The 6,902-nt window shown below is 61.3% G+C and carries 6 protein-coding genes; 4 read left to right on the top strand and 2 right to left on the bottom strand.

The annotated features are described in order from the left end of the window. Nucleotides 1-40: 40 nt before the first annotated feature. Nucleotides 41-949 (bottom strand): LysR family transcriptional regulator, encoded by a 909-nt coding sequence (locus tag OC610_RS17950; RefSeq protein WP_264429496.1) that lies wholly within the window; start codon nucleotides 947-949, stop codon nucleotides 41-43. Between the two features lie 105 nt (nucleotides 950-1,054). Between OC610_RS17950 and OC610_RS17945 the strand changes: the two genes are divergently transcribed. The 3 genes from OC610_RS17945 (at nucleotide 1,055) to OC610_RS17935 (ending at nucleotide 4,112) form a co-directional block, all read left to right on the top strand. After that, nucleotides 1,055-1,654 (top strand): short chain dehydrogenase, encoded by a 600-nt coding sequence (locus tag OC610_RS17945; protein WP_264429495.1) that lies wholly within the window; start codon nucleotides 1,055-1,057, stop codon nucleotides 1,652-1,654. Between the two features lie 61 nt (nucleotides 1,655-1,715). Beyond that, the gene (locus OC610_RS17940) at nucleotides 1,716-2,390 is read left to right on the top strand and encodes a hypothetical protein (protein ID WP_264429493.1); all 675 of its coding nucleotides are present in this window, start codon (nucleotides 1,716-1,718) and stop codon (nucleotides 2,388-2,390) included. 108 nt (nucleotides 2,391-2,498) lie between these two features. After that, nucleotides 2,499-4,112, top strand: a complete 1,614-nt coding sequence (locus OC610_RS17935) for an NAD(P)/FAD-dependent oxidoreductase (protein WP_264429491.1) — start codon at nucleotides 2,499-2,501, stop codon at nucleotides 4,110-4,112. 123 nt (nucleotides 4,113-4,235) lie between these two features. On the opposite strand, the gene OC610_RS17930 is transcribed toward OC610_RS17935, so the two are convergent. After that, on the bottom strand, nucleotides 4,236-5,330 hold the full coding sequence (locus OC610_RS17930) for a PLP-dependent cysteine synthase family protein (RefSeq protein WP_264429489.1): 1,095 nt from the start codon (nucleotides 5,328-5,330) through the stop codon (nucleotides 4,236-4,238). A gap of 271 nt (nucleotides 5,331-5,601) precedes the next feature. Between OC610_RS17930 and nhaA the strand changes: the two genes are divergently transcribed. Beyond that, nucleotides 5,602-6,786, top strand: coding sequence for a Na+/H+ antiporter NhaA (gene nhaA, locus OC610_RS17925; RefSeq protein WP_264429487.1), 1,185 nt, complete (start codon nucleotides 5,602-5,604; stop codon nucleotides 6,784-6,786). Nucleotides 6,787-6,902 lie beyond the last annotated feature (116 nt).

The raw sequence follows: 6,902 nt of genomic DNA, 5'->3' as shown, positions 1-6,902 counted from the left end.
GGATAAATCCCCTCGCCACAAGGGTAAGCGTCAGTAACTACTACAACCGATCCAACGCCTCCCCACTCCTCTTGAACCACTCAATCAGATAATCAGCCAGCACCTGCGTGCGCTTGGGCAGCCCGCCTTGATACGGGTGCACCAGGTACATCGGCATGCGCCGGGTCTGGAAGTCCCGCAGCAACCAGCGCAAGCGTCCGTCAGCCAATTCCTCGTTGAGCAGGTAAGAAGGTAACCGGGCGATGCCGGCACCCGCCAGGGCGGCTTTTTTCAACAGGCTGTAATGGTTGCTGGCAAACGGTCCGGACACGCGCACCCGCAGCAACTCATGCTGCTGGTGGTACAGCCATTCCTCCCGTCCACTGTAGTGGCTGTTGAGCAAGCACTTGTGCTCCGCCAAGGCCTGGGGCGTCTGCGGTTCGCCGTAGCGCTCCAGATAAGCCGGACTGGCGCAGGTCATTTCATGCCAGGCCAGCAACGGACGAGCCACCAACCGCTCATCGATCGCCGCATCGGAGCGGATAGCCAGGTCGAAACCATCGCGGGATAGATCGCGATAGCCGTTGTTGAGCTCCAGCTCGATCTGCACGTCGGGATAGGCATGGGCAAACTCTGTAAGCAGCCCCTCGAAGAAGGTTTCGCCCAACGAAACCGGAACCGTCATACGCACCGGCCCGGAAACTTCGCCCTTCAAGCGCGCCAATGCCTGACGCGCCCTTTCCACCTGGACCAGCAACGCCTGGGCCTGGGGCAACAGCGCAGCGCCCGCCGCAGTGAGACTCAAGCGTCGTGTCGTACGTTGGAGCAGCAGCACCGAAAACCGTTCCTCCAGAAGACTGATGCGCTTGGACAGTTGCCCCTTGCTGCACCCCAGCTGCTGCGCCGCCAAGGTGAAACTTCCAGCCTCCACCAGCACGGCAAACGCGGCGAGGTCGTCTATTTCGCTCATTGGATTGTTTCCAAATGAAAACCAAAGGTTTCCCATTAGCACGCTTATCCCTAGGAAAATCCACTCTAGACTTCAACCTCGTTCAACCCTACTGAGGAACAGCCCATGAAAATCCTGTTGATCGGCGCCAACGGCACCATCGGTTCAGCCATCGATAACGAGTTATCGCCCCGCCACGACATCGTGCGCATCGGCCGCCACAGCGGTGACGTGCAGGTGGACATCAGCGACAGCGCCTCGATCCGCGCCCTGTTCGAAAAGACCGGGCGCTTCGACGCGCTGGTTTGTGCCGCAGGCAACGTCACCTTCGCGCCCCTGGGCGACATGACCGAGGACAGCTTCGCCCTCGGCTTGAAGGACAAACTGATGGGCCAGGTCAACCTGCTGCTGATCGGCCGCGAATTTGCCAACGACGGCGCATCTTTTACCTTCACCACCGGCGTGCTCAGTCACGACCCCATCAAGAGCAGCGCCTCGGCGGCCCTGGTGAACGGCGCCCTCGACAGTTTTGTGCGCGCGGCGGCAATCGAATTGCCGCGAGGGTTGCGGGTCAATTCGGTGAGCCCGAACGTACTGCTGGAAGCGATGGACAAATATGCCCCGTATTTCCGCGGCTATAAGCCGGTTCCTGCGGCTGATGTGGCGTTGGCCTACGCCAAGAGTGTCGAAGGCCTACAAACCGGCCAGACTTTTCATGTGGGCTAACCCCCCTTGTGATGAAGGATCAGTCTGAGTAACGTGGCGGCACTTGTCTGGAGACCCAATGATGCGTGCCGCTCGTTCCCTGTTGTTTGTCGCCCTTTTCCCACTGTTCGCCGGCTGCCAGTTGCTCGAAGCCCCGCGCCAGAGCGCTTCCCATGCCGGGCAGACGCGCATGCAGGGCGAATTGGCGGCGGTCGATGGCAAACTGGTGTTCCAGCCGTGCCAGGAACAGCGCCGTTACATCGTCAACGACGCCGGCGGCACCAGCGTCCTGCAACAGGCCGCCACCCTGGCGGATGAACGCGGCAAGCTGTTCGCCGACCTGCGTGGCCCCATCGTTTCCAGTGCCGCGGCCGGCACCGACAGCCAGTTGAATGTCGAGCAGCTCTATCGCCTGGAACGCTCAGGAACCGCCTGCGATGACGCAGACTTCAAACGCATGATTCTGCGCGCCGCAGGACATGGCCCTGAATGGACACTTCAGGCCAGTGGCAAGGGCCTGGTGCTCGGCCGCGAAGGCCAGCCACCGTTGGCCGTGCCTTACGTCGAGGAGCAACTGGGCGATGGCCGCTTCAACCTCGGCACCGAAGCCAACGGCCAGAAAGTCGAGCTCTGGGTAACGCCAGCGCGCTGTGTCGACAGCGCCACCGGCAGCGTGCAACACATGAGTGCGGAGTTGCGGGTCAACGGCCAGGTCCAGCGCGGCTGTGCCTATTTCGGCGGCGCGCGCGACGACTGATCCGACGGGACGCTGTTTAAACCTCACCGAAAGCGGGTTTGCGGCTTATAATCGCCGGTTTGAAACACGCCCTGGCGCAGTAGTGCGCCCCGCGAACCGGATCCTGTCATGTTACGAATCACCGAACTCAAGCTGCCAATCGATCATCCCGAAGAAGACCTGCGTCCCGCCATCGTGCAACGCCTGGGCATCGCCAGCGATGACCTGCTCGACTTCACCTTGTTCAAGCGCAGCTACGACGCACGCAAGAAATCCTCCGAGCTGTGCTTCATCTACACCATCGACCTGACGGTGCGTGATGAAGCCAGCGTGCTGCGCAAGTTCGCCGATGATCGTAACGTCAACGAAGCACCGGACATCAGCTACAAGGTGGTTGGTCACGCACCAGCCGACCTTGGCGAACGGCCGATCGTGGTCGGTTTCGGCCCGTGCGGCATCTTCGCCGCCATGCTGCTGGCGCAGATGGGCTTCAAGCCGATCATCCTCGAGCGCGGCCCGGAAGTGCGCCAGCGCACCAAAGACACCTGGGGCCTATGGCGCAAAAACGTGCTCAACCCCGAATCCAACGTGCAGTTCGGCGAGGGCGGCGCGGGGACCTTCTCCGACGGCAAGCTCTACAGCCAGATCAAGGATCCGAAATTCCTCGGGCGCAAGGTCTTGCATGAGTTCGTCAAGGCCGGGGCGCCGGAAGAAATCCTCTACGTCAGCAAGCCGCACATCGGTACGTTCCGCCTGACAGGCGTCGTGGAAAACATGCGTGAGCAGATTCGCGCCCTGGGCGGTGAAGTGCGCTTCGGACAGCGGGTCACCGACGTGCTGATCGAAGACGGCCAGCTGGTCGGCGTCGAGCTGGCCAGCGGTGAACAGATCCATTCCAAACACGTGATTCTCGCCCTGGGCCACAGCGCCCGGGACACCTTCCGCATGCTCCACAGCCGTGGCGTGTACATGGAGGCCAAGCCGTTCTCGGTGGGGTTCCGCATTGAACACCCGCAATCGCTGATCGACAGCGCGCGCCTGGGCAAGTACGCCGGTCACCCTAAGCTCGGCGCCGCCGACTACAAACTGGTGCACCACGCCAAGAATGGCCGTTCGGTGTACAGCTTCTGCATGTGCCCGGGCGGCACCGTGGTGGCGGCAACCTCCGAGCCGAACCGCGTCGTGACCAACGGCATGAGCCAGTACTCGCGCAACGAGCGCAACGCCAACTCCGGCATCGTCGTGGGTATCACCCCGGAAGTGGATTATCCGGGTGGCCCGCTGGCGGGCATCGAGTTGCAGGAGCGCCTGGAATCCCACGCCTTCGTGCTCGGCGGCAGCAACTATGAAGCCCCTGCGCAACTGGTGGGCGATTTCATCGCCGGCAAGCCGTCCACGGCGCTGGGCAGCGTCGAGCCGTCCTACAAGCCTGGGGTTGCCTTGGGCGACCTGGCCCTGGCCCTGCCGGACTTCGCCATCGAAGCCATCCGCGAAGCGCTGCCTGCGTTCGAAAAACAGATCCGTGGCTATTCGCTGCATGACGCCGTGCTCACCGGCATCGAGACCCGCACGTCGTCGCCGCTGCGCATCACGCGAAACGAAACGCTGCAGAGTTTGAATGTGAAGGGCTTGTTCCCGGCAGGCGAAGGTGCCGGTTATGCGGGCGGGATCCTCTCGGCGGGCGTCGATGGAATCCGGATTGCCGAGGCGGTGGCGCGGGATATTCTTGGCCTGAAGGACTGACATCCATTCACTGTGGGAGCGAGCCTGCTCGCGAAACCGGATTAACATTCAACATACATGCTGAATGATTCATCGCTTTCGCGAGCAGGCTCGCTCCCACAGGGTTCTCCGAGTGTTCCAGAGTCAGATATTGGCCCGCAACACACTCTCCGGCAGCGCGTCCCCCCGCTCCACACACGCCGCCACGGCGCCGATCAACGCGTCCAATTCATACCCTTGCTCCTTGAGCCACGCTGGATCGTAATAAGTCGTGGCGTAACGCTCCCCGCCATCACACAAAATCGCCACGATCGAGCCCGATTCCCCGGCGTCCACCATGCGCTTGGCGGCAATCAGCGCGCCGATCAGGTTGGTGCCGCTGGACCCGCCGACCCGTCGCCCCAGGCGTTCGGCCAGGTAGTGCATGGCCGCGAGGGACAAGGCGTCGGGCACCTTGACCATCGCATCGATGACCTTGGGCAGGAACGACGCCTCGACCCGTGGCCGGCCGATCCCTTCGATCCGCGAACCGCAATCCAGGCGCAGGCTGGCATCACCGCTGCGGTAGTAGTCAAAGAACACCGAACGCTCGGCATCGGCACATAGCACCCGGGTGCAATGCTGGCGGTAGCGCACATAGCGTCCCAGGGTGGCGGTCGTGCCACCGGTGCCAGGGCTGGAAATCAGCCAAGTGGGCTCCGGATGCTGTTCGAAGCGCATCTGCTGGAAGATCGACTCGGCAATGTTGTTATTGGCTCGCCAGTCCGTGGCGCGCTCGGCGTAGGTGAATTGGTCGATGAAATGCCCGTCATGCTCACGGGCCAGGCGCTCGGATTCGGCGTAAATCTGCGTCGGATCATCCACCAGATGGCTCTGGCCACCATAGAAAGCGATCTGTGCGATTTTTTCCCGGGAGGTGCTCGCTGGCATCACCGCGATGAACGGCAGGCCCAGCAATCTTGCGAAGTACGCCTCGGAGATCGCTGTCGATCCGCTGGACGCCTCGATCACCGGCGCACCGGGCTTGAGCCAGCCGTTACACAACGCGTAGAGAAACAGCGACCGGGCCAGCCGATGCTTGAGGCTCCCGGTGGGATGACTCGACTCATCCTTGAAATACAGCTCTATGCCCGGTAATCCAGGCAACGGCAGCGGGATCAGGTGCGTATCGGCGCTGCGCTGGAAATCGGCCTCGATGATGCGAATGGCTTCGCGCGCCCACTGGCGGTGGTCGTTCATGGTGTGTGTGTTCTCACTGGATCGGTACGACGCAGGCAGACCGATGGCCGTGGGGCACGATCTGGTTCGGAAATACGAGACGCAAGCTTAGGAAAAAACCGACATCGCGCACAGGTACAGCTAAGGTCCAATATGACACGCAACTGCCTGACCCCCTCGCATGGCGCTTTGTAACGATATATAACAAAAAAGAATATAACTTTTGTTTTAGCAACCAACCGTACGGGTTAGGGTGTGCCATCTTTTTGAAATTGATGAATGGAGAGCAACCTTGGCTCTACGTAATTCTTTGTCACGGTTTTTCCAACTCGAAGCGGCCAGTGGCCTGTTGCTGATCGCCGCCGCCGTGTTGGCCTTGGTCATCAACAATTCGCCGTTATCCTGGCTATATGCCGGCTTGCTGGACACGCCAGTGGTTGCACAGGTCGGTGCGCTGAAGATCGCCAAGCCTCTTCTGCTGTGGATCAACGACGGCTTGATGGCGTTGTTCTTCCTGCTGATTGGCCTGGAGGTCAAACGCGAGGTACTGGATGGGCAACTGTCGAAGCCTTCGCAAATCGTCTTGCCAGGCGCAGCGGCGATCGGAGGCATGCTGGTGCCCGCGCTGATCTACTGGTTCCTCAACCGCGACAACCCCGCCGCTCTTGCCGGCTGGGCCATTCCGACGGCCACCGATATTGCCTTCGCCCTGGGTGTCCTGGCCTTGCTGGGCAAGCGGGTGCCGGTGTCGCTCAAGCTGTTCCTGATGACCCTGGCGATCATTGATGACCTGGGCGCCATTATCATCATTGCGATTTTCTATTCGGGCTCCCTGTCGACGTTGTCATTGGGGCTGGCCGCCGCGTGCATAGCCGGCCTGGTGGCGATGAACCGGATGGGCGTGGTCAAGCTCGGGCCCTATATGGTGGTCGGGTTGATTCTATGGGTCTGCGTGCTCAAGAGTGGCGTCCATGCCACCCTGGCCGGTGTGACCTTGGCGTTCTGCATTCCGTTGCGCACGAAAAACGCCGAAACCTCGCCGTTGTTGACGCTGGAGCATGCCCTGCATCCCTGGGTGGCCTACGGCATCCTGCCGCTGTTTGCGTTTGCCAACGCAGGTCTGTCGCTGAGTGGCGTCACGGTGGAGAGCTTCACTCACCATGTGCCGATGGGCATTGCGATCGGTCTGTTGCTGGGCAAGACCGTCGGCGTGTTCGGCCTGACCTGGCTGGCCGTCAAGATCGGCATCGCCAGCCTGCCCAGCGGCGCGAACTGGGGCCAGGTGCTGGGGGTGGCGATACTTTGCGGGATCGGCTTTACGATGAGTCTGTTCGTGGGTTCCCTGGCGTTCGAGCCGGGTGTGAGTGAGTACGCGGGCATGGACCGGATGGGGATTCTTACCGGGTCGATCCTGGCGGCGTTGATTGGGTATGGGGTTACGGCTATGGCCAGTCGCAGGGGTGCGCTGACCTCGTGATTTTTTGATGTTGAGATGGGGTGTATATCCGTTGCTTCGGTAACGGCTGCTGGCGGTTCCGCCCTTACGGCGGCTCACTTTTTTCAGACGCCAAAAAAGTAAGCAAAAAGGCTTGC

The organism is Pseudomonas agronomica, assembly GCF_025917275.1.
Classification (GTDB): Bacteria; Pseudomonadota; Gammaproteobacteria; order Pseudomonadales; family Pseudomonadaceae; genus Aquipseudomonas; species Aquipseudomonas agronomica.
This window is presented reverse-complemented; position numbering and strand designations above follow the sequence as displayed.

Coding starts and splice junctions, on each gene's coding strand:
- OC610_RS17950 (WP_264429496.1), bottom strand. CDS start 949: ATGAGCGAAATAGACGACCTCGCCGCGTTTGCCGTGCTGGTGGAGGCT.
- OC610_RS17945 (WP_264429495.1), top strand. CDS start 1,055: ATGAAAATCCTGTTGATCGGCGCCAACGGCACCATCGGTTCAGCCATC.
- OC610_RS17940 (WP_264429493.1), top strand. CDS start 1,716: ATGCGTGCCGCTCGTTCCCTGTTGTTTGTCGCCCTTTTCCCACTGTTC.
- OC610_RS17935 (WP_264429491.1), top strand. CDS start 2,499: ATGTTACGAATCACCGAACTCAAGCTGCCAATCGATCATCCCGAAGAA.
- OC610_RS17930 (WP_264429489.1), bottom strand. CDS start 5,330: ATGAACGACCACCGCCAGTGGGCGCGCGAAGCCATTCGCATCATCGAG.